Below are 14384 nucleotides of genomic sequence, written 5' to 3'. Positions count from 1 at the left end.
AGCGAGAAGATCGATGACGAGCACGATAGAGCGCCGGCTGCTTGAGCTCGGCCTGTCCCTTCCCGGAAGCTGCGTCTCGCGAGGTCGTTTTCTCCCATGGATCCGGTCGGACAGGCTAGTCCTGCTGGCCGGCCAGATCTGCGAGCGGGACGGCACAATCACGGCGAAAGGTAGGGCAGGTGAGGAAGTCACAGTCGAACGGGCCCGCGAGGCCGCCCGGGATTGCGCGTTGAACCTGCTCTTTCACCTGCGCGACGCATGCGATGGCGATCTCGACTTGGTCGGCAGATGTCTTCGCGTCGGAGTCTTCGTGAACGCTCCGCCCGGCTTCGCCGACAGCCCGTCGGTGGGCAACGGCGCGTCAGATCTGCTGATCGATCTGCTGGGAGACGCGGGACGCCACGTGAGAACGGCAGTGGGTGTCTCGGCCTTGCCCGGAAATGCGGTCGTCGAAGTCGACGCCATCTTCGAACTGAATCGTACGCTTTGACCGATGCGTCGGACGCGGACCCTCGCATATTTGCTCGTCATCGTTCCGGCCGATCTTGCAGAGGAAAAACATTTGCTTTTGCGACAGGTGATCCTTTGATCGTGACATCCTCGAACGAAAACGTCTTCAAGACGACGTCCGGCTCATGGCACGTTTGGGCGCTCTCTGACGGCTACCTCGATATGCCGGCGAGCCTTCTGCGAGACGCCGACAACAATCCGGTCCATGCCGACGCGAAGGCGGATGAAACGCTCCGTCTATCGGTCAATTGTTTCGCACTGGCCGGCCCGGGCGTCGAAGGGATTCTCATCGACAGCGGCGGGGGAGGATGGGCCCCGACTTTGGGTCGTCTCGAAAAGACCATGATCGAAGCCGAAATTGATCCCGCGCTGATTACGGTCTTAGCGCTTACACACACCCATCAGGATCATGTACACGGCTTGCTAACCCCTGACAGCCGTGTTCTTTTTCCGAATCTGAAGTCGATCGTGATACCCGAGGCGGCGGTGAGCGGCTTTCATGCCGAAGCCCAGCTGGCTCAGTTCAGGCCGTTATTGACGCCTATTCGAGATGGCGAACACGTGGCCGAGCGGCTCACGGCTGTCGCCCTGCCCGGTCATGCTCCCGGCCACACCGGTTACGCGTTTCGCACGGACGAAAACAGTTTCCTGTTCTTCGGCGACGTCGTTCATGTACCGGCCCTTCAGTTCGCCAATGCTGCGTTCAGTTGGAGCTATGACGACGATCAACCGACGGCGCGCGCGACCCGCCGCAGGGTTTTCGACGAGGCGGTTGCGACCGGGACTTGGATTGCAGGCGCCCATCTTGGCTGGCCGGGCATCGGGCGTGTGGTCCGTCACGGAGATGCCTACGACTACAGGCCGGCGACGTGACCCAAGTGTGCGCCGGCAAAAATATGCTCGCTAGGAGAATGGATCGTCGCGCCCAGGAGAATGACCTGGCAAGCGCAAATGACAGCCTACCAACTTGGTTGCCGACTCAACTGTCAATCGGCTTTGGACTGGGACCCCCGATCGGCATCCAAAGGGGGCTCTTACGCACTTTTGATGATGCTCCATCGCTTCACAAACGCATTCAATGAGTCCGATCAACAAGTTAGGTTGCCGCCACGATTGAATAGCGATGACTCTACCGATCGGACTCCAATTGGCTGCGGGCCCGTCGAAAATCGGGAGTTTTTTCAGCACGATCGACCGCTACGTTTATCGACGAGATTGAACGTTCATCATCAAAATTGAGTCAGCGCCAAATTTGCAGGCCGATTGACAATCCAGCCTCGTTGGCGACAGCAATGCAGGGGGTGGAAGCCATCGTCCACCTCGCCGCCGTCCTTCGTACGCCGCAGCCAGAGCAGATCTGGACCGTCAACCTAGAAGGCACGCGCAACCTGATCGCGGCGGCCACCGCACATGCGCCCAATGCGCGTTTCATCATGGCGAGCACTGGCCTCGTCTATAGCGCAAACAGTTCCAGGCCTTCGCTAGAAATCGACCAGGTGGCGCCAGAGCGCGACTATCCCGCCAGCAAGGTTGCGGTCGAGAAGTGTTGCGCGAGAGTGGTCTTAACTGGTCGATCCTGCGCTTTGGCTTCGTCTATGGCGACGGCGATGGACATATCGGGCAGATCCCTCATATCGCGCAGATCCTCAAACTGCATCCGGCCAACCGGCTGAGCATGATCCACCACCGCGACATCGCCACGTTCGTGAAGATGGGGTTAAACGGCAAACTGGACGGCCGCGTCGTTAACACAGTGGACGATGAGCCAATGACCATCTTTGAATTGATTGGCTGGCGTTCCGATGGACCCGATCGCAACGCCGCTGACCAATCCCTGGTCGGGCGTTCTTGATGGATCGCTGGCGCAAGACCTGGGTTTCAAGCCTGAGATTCGAACGACCTTCCAGGCGGTTGAAGAGGGCGCATTGTAACAATCTGCCCCACGCCTCCGAGGACTTGACGAGGCGTGTTTCGCTATCTCGCGGGAAGCCAAGGCCATCAAGAGCCAATCTAGCACTACTTTGGCAGAATGTGTTTTCGTCGCTGTTTTTCAATGATCTGCTTTCGGCAATATGGGCACCGCTGAGGCGACGGCCGGAGGATGGGATCGACGATGGCGTGACGTACGGCGGGCATCGTTGGTTGGGGCGGAGGCCCGTTGCTTCTTTTTTTTCCGCCCCGCGTACGCGAGGCGACGATATTGCAGGAAGGTGTAGGCAATCATTGTCATAAGGGCGTGGCGATGAAGACTTTGCCATGATCGCCCTTCGAAGTGATCAAGTCCAAGCTCTTCCTTCAACTGCTGATGCGCCTGCTCACAAATCCACCGTGCCTTGATGGTGGCGGCCAGCGTGCGCAGATTCGTCGCCGCCGGAAGATTGGCGAGATAGTATTTCTCTCCCCGGAGGCACGTTGCTCGCCAATGAGCCAGGCTTCGTCGCCTGGGAGATGCTGCTGACCTTTATCCCATATCCGCTGCGGAGGGCCGTCGGCGGTCCGGACACGGAGAGCAGCAAATCGGGCTTTGAGCCGACCTTTCGTCCCGCTACGCCAACTCACGGTTTTCCATTTGGCGCTGGCCAGCATTTGTTCTGCCGCAATCGATAAGATATCGGGCACGTGGTGCTTTCGTGGTTTCCCGCGGACTTTGGTGATCGGCCAAATGAGCTTCACATCGACCGGATACACTTTCAGGTGCCGAGGAATGCCGACAGCCCAGGCCAGCCCGCGCTCTGTTAGCCCTTGTCGAAACGGTGCGCTGAGGCCGTATCCTGCATCCGCCAGCACACATCCAAAGCGCACGTTGGCTGCCATCGCGCGGTCGATCTCGGCCAAAGCAATCTCCGGCTTGGACCGTGGGGTTCGGTGTTCGACGGGCACGCGAGCGTGCTTCAAACGAGACACGTCGCTCGTCCAACTGTCGGGCAGAAAGAGACGCAACGCGACCATTACCGGCACTTCACCGCGCGCAAGGGTCAGCGACACCAGCGTTTGGCAATTTGCCGTCTTGCCGAGCGCCGACGCATATTGAGCTGCGACACCGACTGAGCGCTCCCCCTTCTTCGGCAGCGAGGTGTCATCAATAACCAGCACCGCATCTCTGCCACCGACAAGTCGGTTCGCCTGGTTGAGCAACTCTGTTTCAAGCGGCGTCGCGTCCCAGACACCGTCCGCAATGAAATGGTGCAGCTGATCGTAGTTGCCCGTGGCAAGGCGTTCCGCCATCGGCTGAACGCTCTTACGATCGCCAGGACCGATCAATCCCGCAACATACAGAGGGCACATCCGCTGCCGGGTCTTATGACCCAGCCGGTCCAAGAACGGCATCAGCCAGCGTTCGAGTTCGTCTTCCCATCCCGGCATGGTCAGCCCTCCAAGAGCCGACCACTCATGAATCATTGAAAAATCGATTCGGGAATCCTATAAAACGCGACAAAATCAACAATCTGCCAAAGTAGTGCTAGGGGCTGGACTCAAAACGTGCGGCCAGCCAAAGCTGGATAGATGCGAGTTGGATGAAGGCAAGGTAGTTTCCCGCAAGCGGGTCGCCACGCGACGACATTGTTTGATCCTGTTGAAGAACCGATGATTCTGCTCGCATATGCGCTAACTCTTATTGCAATCGTGGTTGCGCACTGGATTTGCGCGACGCTCGTCTAGGTGCCGGCTGTCGGGCGGAAGCCGGAAGCGCATTGCGACCGATCCGGACCGCCGAATTTGATCCAAAGTTGCCGCAATACGCTGTTCGAGTCGGAGGTAACTAAAGGCAACTTTGGGCTTGCCCATTCATTTCGATACAGACATCCTATCCTAGTTGATCGCAGCTAGTGAAATATCGCTCACTCGGGATACGGACACCGTGTCAGTTGGCGAAGCCGAGAATGACGGTCGGTTTGTCGCCCTGCTATGGCCCGCCATAAGCGCACCAGCCACCATCGACCGGCAGCACGACGCCGGCCACATAGGACGCATCGTCGGACACGAGAAATGCCACGGCGGAGGCGATTTCATCGGCGGCGCCAAGGCGGCGCAACGGCAGCCGCTGCTCGATGCGGCCGCGGTCGACGCGCGATTCAGCGAACATCTCGGCAGACATCGGCGCCTCGATGTAGCCGGGTGCGACGCAATTGACGCGAATCCCCTTCGCGGACCATTCGCAGGCGAGATTACGCGTCAGATGCGCGATCGCCGCCTTCGAGACACCGTAGCCGTTGGAGCTAGGAATGCCACCCAGCCCCGCCACCGAGCCGATGTTGACGATGGCGCCCGGCTTGCGGCGCGGCAGTGCACGTGCGGCAAAGGCGCGACAGGCCAGGAAGGTGCCGCGGAGATTCACGTCCATGACGCGCTCCCAATCGGCGAGCCTCTGGTCGACGGTGCGGACGATCGGCTCCGCGACGCCGGCATTGTTGACGAGGATATCGAGCGAACCGAGCCGCTCCTCCGCCTCCGCGATCATCCGGTCCACGCCGGCTTCCGAGGAGATGTCGGCCACCAGCGCAACCGCCGTGCCCGGCAGTTGATTCAGCGCGACCGCCAATCGTTCGGCCTGGAGATCGGCAATCGCCACCCGCGCACCGTCAGCCGCAAGACGGCGGGCAATCGCAAGACCGATGCCGCCGGCGGCGCCAGTCACCAGAGCCGTCCTGCCTTCCAGACGTCCCGTCATCGTGCCTTGCTCCCGGTCGCGGCACGCTTGAGGAAAGCGTCCACGCGCTTGCGATGATCCTCGCTGATATTCGTCAGCGCCTCATAGGCCAGGCCCGTATCCATCATGCCGTGGGCGAGCTGCTTCAATGCGATATTCGCGGTGACCTTGGTCCAGCGAATGGCCTTGGTGGAGCCGCTGGCGAGCCGGTCGGCAAAGGCGTCGACCGCAGCCGACAGCGCGTCGCCCGGGACCGCGTGGTTGATCAGGCCGATCTCGGCCGCGCGACGCGCCGTGATGCGATCGCCTGTCAGCAGATATTCCTTGGCGCGCGCGAAGCCGATGAGCTGCGGCCAGATCACGGCACCGCCATCGCCGGCCACCATCCCGATCGACACGTGGGGATCGGCGATGTAGGTCGCCTCGTCGGCGAAGATCACGTCGCAGAACAGGCCGAGCGTGGCGCCAAGTCCGACCGCCGGGCCGTTGATCCTGGCGATGATCGGCTTCTCGCAATCGAGCAGCGTGAAGATGATCGCCTTGGCCTCCGAGACGGTGGTCTCGAAACTCGCCGGATGGTCGATGGCGTCCTGCATCCAGGCCACATCGCCGCCCGCGCAGAACGCCCGTCCGGCGCCGGTCAGCACGATCACGTCGGAGTCGGCATCGAGCGCCGCATCGACGAAAACGCGCGACAATTCGCGATGCAAGGTCGCATCGACCGCATTGAGGGTCTCCGGCCTGTTCATCGTGATGGTGAGCACGCGACCGCGCCGATCGAAGCGCAGAGCGCTGTAATCCTGAAACTGCATTCCTACACTCCTTCCGCAAGCCGCCCCTGAACCTGATCGCGCAGCAGCGTCTTCAACACCTTCCCCATCGGACCGCGCGGCAATGAGCTGGCGAATTCGATGCGACGGGGAATCTTGTAGTCGGCGAGCTTGTCGGCGCAGAACGCACGCAGATCATCCGCGGTGGCGGCCTGGCCGGCCTGCAGGACAACGAAGGCGCAGATATCTTCGCCCAATTTGAGATGCGGCACCGAGACCACCGCCGCCTCCCGAACGGCAGGGTGCGCGAAAAACACCTCCTCGACCTCGAGCGAGCCGATGTTGTGACCGCCGCGGATGATCATGTCCTTCTTGCGATCGACATGGAAGAGGTAGCCGTCCTCGTCGAGGTAACCGACGTCACCGGTGCGCAACCAGCCATCGTGGAAGGTCTGCTCGGTCAGCCCAGGCTCGCCGAAATATTCCCGCATCACGGCCGGGCTGCGGATCTCGATTTCGCCCTTGTCGCCCGGTCCGAGGATGGAGCCGTCCTCGCCGGCGATTCGAACTTCGGTCAGGGCCCAGGGGCGGCCGACCGCGCCCAACTTGGTCAGATTGTCCTCGCCATGCATGACGGTGCCGGATGGTCCGCTTTCGGTCATCCCGTAGGTCTGGCGCAGCTCGACCCACGGAAACGTGGCGGCAAGCTTGCGGATCACTTCGACCGACATCGAGGCACCGCCATAATCGAACATCCGTATCGACGACAGGTCCTGCCTCGCGGGATCATAGGCATCGAGCAGAAAGACGTAGAAGGTCGGCGCACCGATATATTTCGTGCTGCGCTCGCGCTGCATGCGGGCGATGATCTCCGGCACGTCGAAGCGCGGATCGAGCACGGCGGTCGCGCCCGCCCACCATGACGGCAGCAGCAGACAATGCAGCGAAGCCGTGGTGAAGAACGGAAAGAAGCTCCCGAACACGTCGCTCGCTTCCAGGCTCAGCGCATCGGCGAAGCCGTAGGCTGACGTCACGCTGCGGCTGTGCGTCATCACGGCGCCTTTCGGGTGCGCGGTGGTGCCGGATGTGAAGAGGATCTCCGAGATCGCATCCGGCGAGACCTCCGGCCAGGACTTGACCGAGGCGGCATCGGCCGAGGCCAGCTCCCGCCAATCGACTATGTTGCCCGGAAAGCTCGTTCCGACACCGACGATCGAGAGCAACGACGGGATTCGCGGCTTCAGATCCGTCAATTGCGCCAGGAACTCCTGCGCGGCGACGATTGCCGCGCAACCCGCCTTGTTGAGCACGTAGATGATTTCCTCGGCCGCAAAGCGCGTGTTGACGGGCACGACGACGAGCCCAAGCCGGTGCAGCGCCATCATCGTCACCGCGGCTTCGAGGCCGGACTCGTTGTCGAACATCAGCCCGACACGATCGCCCTGCGCAAGATTCAGTCGCCGCAGTCCCGCGGCAAGCGCCGTGGCCCGGTCATGGAGCGCGCCATTGCTCAGGTGGTGCTCGCCTCCGAACCGGGAGGCGGCAATCAACGCGACGCTGTCGGGCCGCTGCTCGGACTGGCGCCGCACCAGATCGAAGACCGTGGCTTCCCGAGCCGCGTCAGGAATCCGAAAGCCGGCGCCGCGTGCCGCCCCATCCATGCACGTCTCCCTTTTCGTTTCTGATGACGAGATATTCGACTTTCGATTCGAAAGTCAAATCATTTGACAACGCATTGAAACAATGATGATTTGTTGGAAACAAAATGCAGGGAGGTAAAATCATGAAAATCTGGACGGCCGCGTTCGCTGCAAGCCTGGTGCTGCTGGCCGGCTCGGCCACGGCCCAGGACAAGCGGCCCTACAAGATCGGCGTGCTCACCGACATGACCGGGATCCTGTCATCATCGCTCGGCGCCGGCTCGGTGGATGGCGCACGCATGGCAATCGAGGACTTCGGCAAGACCGTCAACGGTCAACCCATCGAGCTCGTCTTTGCCGATCACCAGAACAAGCCCGACATCGGTGCCGCAATCGCCCGGAAATGGTTCGATGTCGACGGCGTCGACGCGATCATGGACATCGGAAACTCCGCGGTCGCGCTTGCGGTCCGCGAGCTCGTCCAGAGCAAGAACAAGATCGCCATCTATTCCGGCGCTTCCAGCGCAGACCTCACCGGCAAGTCGTGCTCGCCGAACACCGTGCAGTGGAGTCACGATTCCTACCTGTTCGCTCACGCGCTTCCAGCCGCGCTGCTGCGGCAGGGCCGCAAGAAATGGTTCCTGATCGTGCAGGATTGGGCGTTCGGCCATTCGCTGGAAAGCGAGGTCAAGAAGGTCGTGTCCGAGAATGGCGGCGAGATCGTCGACAGCGTCCGCCATCCGCCGGGCACCATGGACTTTTCCTCGTTTCTCGTGCGCGCACAATCTTCCGGGGCCGATACCGTGGCCTTTCTCTCGGCGGGGCAGGACCTCACCAACATGATCAAGCAGGCGCACGAATTCGGGCTCGCCAACGGCAATCAGCAACTCGTTGCGCTCGCCTTCCTGCTGGCCGACGCCCATGGTCTCGGTCCCCAACAGGCCGAAGGCATCCTGTTCGCCACCGTGTGGTACTGGAATCTCGACAAGCGGGCGCGCGAATGGTCCGAACGGTTCTTTGTGCGCAACAAGGTGATGCCGGCGGAAGCCCATGCGGCCGTCTACAGCTCGACGATGCATCTTCTCAAAGCCGTCAGTGCTGCCGGCAGCACCGATACCGAAAAGGTCATGGCGAAGATGCGGGAGCTTCCCGTCAACGATTTCTACACCGACGGCATCAAGCTGCGCGAGGACGGCCGGCTGCCGCGCAAGGCCTATGTCGCGCGGACGAAGTCGCCGGAGGAGTCGAGGGAGCCGTGGGACTATTACAAGATCGTCTCCGAGATCGCGCCCGAGGCCACCTGGCGCCCCCTGAGCGACAAGGCCTGTCCGCTGATCAAATGATGTCGTCTCTCGGGTCCGAGCCGTCGTATGGTCGAGCCTGCCTGCGGCTGGCCTCCCCCGATCGGGGCGGTTAGAGTATCGATGCCCGCCCGGTCCTTGGGCGAGCATCCAGGCCGACACCAGAGGCAATTGAACCGCGACCATGGCGAGAACGAAGACTGCGCGCGGCATCAGGCCGATCAATCGTATCCCCGCGTCGCGCGCACCCAACGAGCGGATTCGCAAGCTGACCCGGGCAGAGAAATCCGAGCGAACACGGCAGGCGATCTACGATGCGGCGGCAGAGATCGTCGGGCAATACGGCTACACAGAGGCATCCATTTCCCGGATCATGGAGCGGGCCGGCCTCGGCCATGGAACGTTCTACGCCTACTTCAACAGCCGCGACGAATTGTTCGATCAGCTCCTGCCCATCAAGGGTGGCGAGGTGCTTCAGTTCCTGCACACCCGGGTCAAGGGTGCATCGGGCTTCGTCGACATGGAGATCCGCGGATTCGTCGGGTTCCTGGAATACGCCCGGCAGCATCCCTGGTTTTTCCGGTTGCTGCACGAGGCTCCCGTCGCCGCGCCGGCCGCCTATCGAAAGCACATCGACAACATCCTGTCGCGCTTCCGGCGCGCGCTGAAACGTAGCTGGGACAATGGCGAGCTGCCGCAATACAAGGAGAGCGAGCTCGACACCCTCGCCTATCTGCTGATCTCCGCCCGCGACTACGTATTCTCGCAACAGGTCTCACGCAGCCGAGACATTGATGCCGCCATGTCTGATGCAATAGAGACTTATCGTAAGTTCATCAGCCACGGCCTCATGGAGATGTCGGCGCAACAACCAGCGGGAACGGAATGAAATGAGTTCACCGGGGCCCACATCCTGCCTGCGATCGGAAGGACGCTACAGCGATCTCGCAATCAGCAGTTTCATGATCTCGTTGGTGCCGCCATAGATCTTCTGGATGCGGGAATCGACGAAGATGCGCGAGATCGGATATTCCTGCATGTAGCCGTAGCCGCCGAACAGCTGGAGGCATTCATCGGCGGTCTGGACCTGCTTGTCCGAGCACCAGTATTTCGCCATCGAGGCCGTGACGGTGTCGAGGTCCTTGGCGACCAGGCGCTCAATGCACCAGTCGACGAAGACGCGCGCGATCATCGCCTCGGTCTTGCGCTCGGCGAGCGTGAAGGCGGTGTTCTGGAACTCCAGCAGCGGCTTGCCGAAAGCCTTCCGTTCCTTGGTGTAGTCGGCGGTGAGCTTGACCGCGCGCTCCATCGAGGCGACGGCGCCGACCGCGAGCGATAGCCGCTCCTGCGGCAATTGCTGCATCAGCTGAACGAAGCCCTGGCCTTCCTCCTTGCCCAGCAGGTTCTCAGGCGGAACGGTCACGTTGTCGAAGAACAGCTCCGAGGTGTCGGAGGCGTGCAGGCCGATCTTGTCGAGGTTGCGCCCGCGCTTGTAGCCGTCCGCACCTGATGTCTCGACCACGATCAGCGAAATGCCCTTGGCGCCGGCATCGCCGGGCATTGTCCAGGGTGGCGAAGTCCGCAGTGTCTTCATGATCGTCATCACGCGCCTGGTAACGGTCGCGTCAGCCGGATCGGGCGATGCAAATCTGCCATCGCGGTCGTAGTAGTCGATCCTGAAGAAGAATCGCGTGGCATCGAGCTCGATGCTGCCGAAGTCGTGCTCTCCATGGGAATCGTTGCCCAGGGTGAAGCGGTCGAACGTCCGTACCAGCTCCAGCAATTTGGCCTGGCGCTCGATAGTTAGGCGGGTAACACCGGACGTGACGAGAACTGTGCCGCCGAAAACGAGTGTCTGGCGGAAGCTGTCGTTCAAGCTGCGGATTTTGATGGTGTCGGTCATGTGAGGATCTCCCTTTGGTTATCGGCTGCTCCATCGCGGCCGGTCGGGAGAATTCGAGGGCAGCAGGCCTGAGCGACCAGTCAAGGAGGCTCCGCGTGCAACGCCGCGTGGATGCCTTGATGGGTTGCGCTGCTGACCTATTCACCCGACCTTACCGGCCGGGTGGGTGCAGATCTTCATGGGGGAGTGCGACGCCTAGCTGACACCCATCTGCAGAAATTCGCGGGGATCAACGTCCCATGGTTCGCCTCGATAGACGTTGTCGGCCGAGTCCACGCAAATGGGCGTAAGTTTCACTACGCCGGCCTGGCGATTCGCCATCAACGCTTCTGCGATGTCAGAATAGGGCAACAGTAGATGCGCGCTCTGGCCATCTGACAACGTCACCGTCAATCGGGTGTCCGGCATACCTGGAGAGCGATCGGTGAGCATGGGTGCCAAGCGGGCGCCGCTAGTGGTCTCGAACGTCAGGGTTTTAACGGTCACGACGCGATGGCCGGTATTGAGCGCCTCCAATTTCGCGTAAGGCGCTCCAAGTTGGTCGCCGTAGGTCGGCATTGCAGTCGAAGCGCTGATGGTGATTTGGCGGCGATCCTTTCGCGCCGCTTGCCGCCAGTTAAATGTCGAGAGCACCGCGCCGTAAACAGCAATGGCGAATAGCACCACATCTCTGACCATTGGAAACCATGCTTCCACCATCACACTCCCCGATCGTTCGTTTTTGAACCCTGGCACGGCCCGCTGCGGCAAAATCAGGAAGCGATGTGACCTGGCGGCGATTGCTAGTCGAGAACCTCGGCCGTCACGGGTCCCGCCTCATAGAGTTGACCTTCTTTTTCGAGTGTCTTCCGACGAGTATTCGCGGCTGTGACAAAGGCGTTTAGCTTGTCGAGGTCGGCTTTTATTTCAATAAACTTGGGAAGATCAACCGGCACTCCCGCTGATTGGTCGTGGCCGGAATACTTAGAACACCGCGTCATGCCAGCGTGCACCGCCTCGTAGTCCGCTTGCTCGACGCGGGCGGCCCTCAATTTGAGGGTCGCGACATTGGGGCGGAAGCGGCCGACAACGCCCGCGAAAAGAATTTCTTCGATGGCATGCTCCCAGGTTTCGCGCATCTTGCTGTACACATCGGTGACAAACGAGCGCTCTGTCTCATCGGTTTCCGAATAGGTCGGCTTCTTCTTTTGCAGTAAGCCGTCGATGATTGAGATCCGCTTCGTCACACCCATGGAAATCCAGGGCTCCTGACCGACGTCGATGATGCCGAACCGTCCGTCCGCATGCTTGGCGATCCATTCCTCTCGCAGAGGCACCTTCATGTCCCGCGCGGTTTCGAACACGGCATGGTGAAAGAAGAGATTGTGCGTGAAGATAATGACCTGCCGCCCGGCGGCGGCCTCTTTGACCAGGCGTTTCGCCACCGCTTCCATACGGGCATGATCCAGCGATGACACCGGATCATCGACCACGATTCCGTGCCTGGCGCCGACCTCTTTCAATTCGGCGAGGAAGCCTGCCAGGGCGAGCGCCCGTTTTTCCCCTTCGCTCAGGATGTCACTGTTCTTCCCGACCTTCTGCTGGGCATCCAGTCCAATGTGCACCTTGCTCTTGCCGACCTCCCCTCGGTCGGCAAGTTTTAGGGGTAGATGCTGAAGGTCGAGGGCTTTGATCTCGTCTTCAAGACTGGTTTGGAGGGACGCGGTCAGTACCTTCCTTCTGATGCGGGTGATGTGGGAGGTAATCCCGGCGACAGAACAGGCGGTGACGCACGCTTTGGTCTTCAGGAACAGATCGAGTGAATTCCGTCGCGCCACGAAGGTGTCGATGTCAGCCGAGAACTTTTTCCGCGCTTCCAGCTCGTCGAACTCTTGCTGACGCTTCAGCCGCTTGGCGGTCTCGTCGGTCGTTGGTTTCAGCCCCTTGATCTCGTTGGCAAGGACGGTGACTTCAACCAGCAGTTCGTCGATGATCGACCGGTCGAGATCCGCAAGCACCTCAAGACCTGCGTACTCGACTGTCTTGATGGCTGTTGAAACCAGAGTGTGACGTTCCTGGCAGACGCCGTAGAACCGCTCAAGCTTGTCCGCCAGCGCCTGACGGGGCGGCGAGCCCTCGACGAAGTTGACGAGGCGGCTCCTGATCTCCTGACTGCTGAGAATCTTGAGTTCAAGGATGGTGCGCGCGGCATCCCCGAACTCCTTCTTTGCCTTTTCGGCGTCCGCGTTAGCTCGGCCCTCGATGTACTCATCAAAAGCAACGAGTCGCGTGCGGGCAGGTCCATCGAGAGGCTGATGGCAGAGCACACAGGTATCAGCGGTAGCCAGTTGGGGCGGCTGAAGGTCCGGGTATGCTTCGGCGGCGAAGTCGCGCGCGTACCTCAGCAGTTGGCGCCAGGTCTCACTGCCCAGCTGCGGAACCGCCGAATCCTCGGCCAAGGAGGAAGCGGCTGCCTTCGCCGCCTCGCGCGTGGCCGCTGCCTTTTCCCGCGCGTCCTTCAGTTTCGCAAGGCCGGCATTGCCGATCCCATCGACGAGGGTATTTGCATCAGCAACCAGCGTCTCGACGGTCGACTTGGTGGCCTCCTTCACTTTCGACAGAAGAACCGGGTCCTTGCTGAGCTCGAGCGCGAGCGCCTGAAAGGCAGACTCGTCCGTTTCAGTCCAAGCGGCCAACGCCCGCAACGCCTGGGCGTCAGGAAGGTTCTGGTCCGCCTTCAAGGCCCCAATCAGCGCCGATACCTTGGTGCGCTTCTCGTATCCGAGCGGCAACGGCGCCTGATGCACCTTGTTCAAGGCCGCTTCCTCAGCCTTGAAGCGGGCGTCCAGGATGCGCAGAACCTCGGCGAGGTTGGTCAACAGAGCAAGCTCGAAGGGCAAGAATTCGATGTTGCGCTCGGCGTCGACGTACAGTCCTGCAGCATCGCTGTCGAAGACCGAGATTCGGCCCAGTTCCGGCGGCGCCGCCTTTCTGTCATCCCAGAGCACGCTGCGGGTTTTGTCACCATCGACGCGGAAGGTCAGGCTCACCTCCCGGGGATTGGATGTGGCCGGCTCGAACACGTTACCCCGTAGGGTTACGTCGTGCAGGCAATGGCAAATTTTCTTGGCAATACGGCAATACCCGCTCTTACCCGAACCGTTCGGACCGTAAATCAGCGTCACGCCGTTGATGGCAAACTTGAGCGGCGGCTGTGCCGCAGCCAACCGGTCGATATTGCGCAACGGCCCGATCGAGCCCAGGACGGTGACCGGCGCGAACTGATTGCCCGCCTTGAGGTGAGTTTTCGTCAGCGCAGGCCAGTCGGGCGCCTTTCCGGCGGTAATCCCTGCTTCCGCCCTTACCGCATCTTCTAGCTGTTTGAGTTCATCTGTGTCGAGAGCCGGCTTGGTGGTGAGGAGCCGTATGGCTTCCTGTTGCCAGCGCGGGCGTGCAACGCACCAATCGAATAGTTCATTATCGCTTGCCATATGCGTTCCGGCGGAAATTGTATATCTGGAAATGCAAAATCATGGATTGCATCAATGGAGAGCGCTCGACTTCGGTTGTCAAGACACCACCCCACACTCAAATAGACGTTAGGCCGGACGGATCACGTCTATTCAGCCTAGA

General features: G+C 60.9%; 11 protein-coding genes and 4 pseudogenes. 7 read left to right on the top strand and 8 right to left on the bottom strand.

Annotation, left to right across the window (positions count from 1 at the left end; genetic code table 11):
* The first annotated feature begins 13 nt into the window (after window positions 1–13).
* The 5 genes and pseudogenes from ACM42_RS11855 (at window position 14) to ACM42_RS38695 (ending at window position 2441) form a co-directional block, all read left to right on the top strand.
* Window positions 14–490: a RidA family protein gene (locus ACM42_RS11855; protein WP_271528088.1), complete on the top strand. Its 477-nt coding sequence runs from the start codon at window positions 14–16 to the stop codon at window positions 488–490.
* Window positions 491–591: 101 nt separating this feature from the next.
* On the top strand, window positions 592–1383 hold the full coding sequence (locus ACM42_RS11850) for an MBL fold metallo-hydrolase (RefSeq protein WP_271528132.1): 792 nt from the start codon (window positions 592–594) through the stop codon (window positions 1381–1383).
* A gap of 362 nt (window positions 1384–1745) precedes the next feature.
* A pseudogene (locus ACM42_RS38700) lies at window positions 1746–2012 on the top strand (NAD-dependent epimerase/dehydratase family protein); the annotation flags it as partial.
* A 44-nt stretch (window positions 2013–2056) separates the two neighbouring features.
* Window positions 2057–2362, top strand: coding sequence for a hypothetical protein (locus ACM42_RS11845; RefSeq protein ID WP_271528087.1), 306 nt, complete (start codon window positions 2057–2059; stop codon window positions 2360–2362).
* Window positions 2313–2441, top strand: coding sequence for a hypothetical protein (locus ACM42_RS38695; RefSeq protein ID WP_442868921.1), 129 nt, complete (start codon window positions 2313–2315; stop codon window positions 2439–2441). The genes ACM42_RS11845 and ACM42_RS38695 overlap by 50 nt, the downstream gene beginning before the upstream one ends.
* Window positions 2442–2560: 119 nt before the next feature.
* Here ACM42_RS38695 and ACM42_RS11840 read toward each other — a convergent pair.
* The 5 genes and pseudogenes from ACM42_RS11840 to ACM42_RS11820 all read right to left on the bottom strand — a co-directional run bounded on the left by ACM42_RS11840 (window position 2561) and on the right by ACM42_RS11820 (window position 7589).
* A pseudogene (locus ACM42_RS11840) lies at window positions 2561–3909 on the bottom strand (IS701 family transposase).
* Between the two features lie 61 nt (window positions 3910–3970).
* A pseudogene (locus ACM42_RS11835) lies at window positions 3971–4095 on the bottom strand (IS5/IS1182 family transposase); the annotation flags it as partial.
* Window positions 4096–4414: 319 nt separating this feature from the next.
* Complete coding sequence (locus ACM42_RS11830; protein WP_271528086.1) at window positions 4415–5179, bottom strand: SDR family NAD(P)-dependent oxidoreductase; 765 nt, start codon at window positions 5177–5179, stop codon at window positions 4415–4417.
* A complete protein-coding gene (locus ACM42_RS11825) occupies window positions 5176–5970 on the bottom strand; it encodes an enoyl-CoA hydratase/isomerase family protein (RefSeq protein WP_271528085.1) in 795 nt (264 codons plus the stop codon). Before ACM42_RS11825 ends, ACM42_RS11830 begins: the two co-directional genes overlap by 4 nt.
* 2 nt (window positions 5971–5972) lie before the next feature.
* Window positions 5973–7589, bottom strand: coding sequence for a class I adenylate-forming enzyme family protein (locus ACM42_RS11820; protein ID WP_271528084.1), 1617 nt, complete (start codon window positions 7587–7589; stop codon window positions 5973–5975).
* Window positions 7590–7711: 122 nt separating this feature from the next.
* On the opposite strand from ACM42_RS11820, the gene ACM42_RS11815 reads away from it, so the two are divergent.
* Together ACM42_RS11815 and ACM42_RS11810 are read left to right on the top strand one after the other, a co-directional pair.
* Complete coding sequence (locus tag ACM42_RS11815) at window positions 7712–8911, top strand: ABC transporter substrate-binding protein (protein ID WP_271528083.1); 1200 nt, start codon at window positions 7712–7714, stop codon at window positions 8909–8911.
* A gap of 142 nt (window positions 8912–9053) precedes the next feature.
* Window positions 9054–9758 carry a TetR/AcrR family transcriptional regulator gene (locus tag ACM42_RS11810; RefSeq protein ID WP_271528082.1) on the top strand — a complete coding sequence of 235 codons (705 nt, stop codon included), beginning with the start codon at window positions 9054–9056 and terminating at the stop codon, window positions 9756–9758.
* Window positions 9759–9803: 45 nt separating this feature from the next.
* On the opposite strand, the pseudogene ACM42_RS11805 reads toward ACM42_RS11810, so the two are convergent.
* From ACM42_RS11805 to ACM42_RS11795, 3 genes and pseudogenes are all read right to left on the bottom strand, one after another.
* Window positions 9804–10685: pseudogene (locus ACM42_RS11805) on the bottom strand (acyl-CoA dehydrogenase family protein); the annotation flags it as partial.
* A 282-nt stretch (window positions 10686–10967) separates the two neighbouring features.
* Window positions 10968–11471, bottom strand: coding sequence for a hypothetical protein (locus tag ACM42_RS11800; RefSeq protein WP_271528080.1), 504 nt, complete (start codon window positions 11469–11471; stop codon window positions 10968–10970).
* A gap of 83 nt (window positions 11472–11554) precedes the next feature.
* On the bottom strand, window positions 11555–14242 hold the full coding sequence (locus tag ACM42_RS11795; protein WP_271528079.1) for an AAA family ATPase: 2688 nt from the start codon (window positions 14240–14242) through the stop codon (window positions 11555–11557).
* Between the last annotated feature and the right edge of the window lie 142 nt (window positions 14243–14384).

It is taken from the genome of Bradyrhizobium sp. CCBAU 25338, from assembly GCF_028128965.1.
Classification (GTDB): Bacteria; Pseudomonadota; Alphaproteobacteria; order Rhizobiales; family Xanthobacteraceae; genus Bradyrhizobium; species Bradyrhizobium liaoningense.
This window is presented reverse-complemented; position numbering and strand designations above follow the sequence as displayed.

Bases quoted from the DNA above. Each gene is read 5' to 3' on its own strand.
- ACM42_RS11855 (WP_271528088.1), top strand. From the start codon at position 14: ATGACGAGCACGATAGAGCGCCGGCTGCTTGAGCTCGGCCTGTCCCTT.
- ACM42_RS38695 (WP_442868921.1), top strand. From the start codon at position 2,313: ATGGACCCGATCGCAACGCCGCTGACCAATCCCTGGTCGGGCGTTCTT.
- ACM42_RS11830 (WP_271528086.1), bottom strand. From the start codon at position 5,179: ATGACGGGACGTCTGGAAGGCAGGACGGCTCTGGTGACTGGCGCCGCC.
- ACM42_RS11825 (WP_271528085.1), bottom strand. From the start codon at position 5,970: ATGCAGTTTCAGGATTACAGCGCTCTGCGCTTCGATCGGCGCGGTCGC.
- ACM42_RS11820 (WP_271528084.1), bottom strand. From the start codon at position 7,589: ATGGATGGGGCGGCACGCGGCGCCGGCTTTCGGATTCCTGACGCGGCT.
- ACM42_RS11815 (WP_271528083.1), top strand. From the start codon at position 7,712: ATGAAAATCTGGACGGCCGCGTTCGCTGCAAGCCTGGTGCTGCTGGCC.
- ACM42_RS11810 (WP_271528082.1), top strand. From the start codon at position 9,054: ATGGCGAGAACGAAGACTGCGCGCGGCATCAGGCCGATCAATCGTATC.
- ACM42_RS11800 (WP_271528080.1), bottom strand. From the start codon at position 11,471: ATGGTGGAAGCATGGTTTCCAATGGTCAGAGATGTGGTGCTATTCGCC.
- ACM42_RS11795 (WP_271528079.1), bottom strand. From the start codon at position 14,242: ATGGCAAGCGATAATGAACTATTCGATTGGTGCGTTGCACGCCCGCGC.